Annotated in this window: 1 pseudogene; it reads left to right on the top strand. The window is 54.9% G+C overall.

Annotated elements, in window-relative coordinates:
• A pseudogene (locus SB752_RS33270) lies at positions 1-235 on the top strand (hypothetical protein); the annotation flags it as partial.

The following is a 235-nucleotide window of genomic DNA, read 5'->3' on the forward strand; positions in this document are numbered from 1 at the left end:
TGTTCGTGCGCAAGGAGATTTCGTCGTCCCGCTTGCGACAACGGAGGGCACTCTTGTTGCTTCGTTTTCGCGCGGCATGCGCATTATTACGGCCAGCGGCGGATGCAATGTTGTTGCACCTGAGAGCTCCAATGCGTCAACCGAGGGAAACGTATATCGTTTTCTGGGCGATGCGCTGACAAAAGTCTCTGCTGTCGTTCTTCGAGACGCATCTCTGGCAACGCGTTTTGATGCG

It is taken from the genome of Brevibacillus sp. SIMBA_040 (genome assembly GCF_046535075.1).
Taxonomy (GTDB): domain Bacteria; phylum Bacillota; class Bacilli; order Brevibacillales; family Brevibacillaceae; genus Brevibacillus.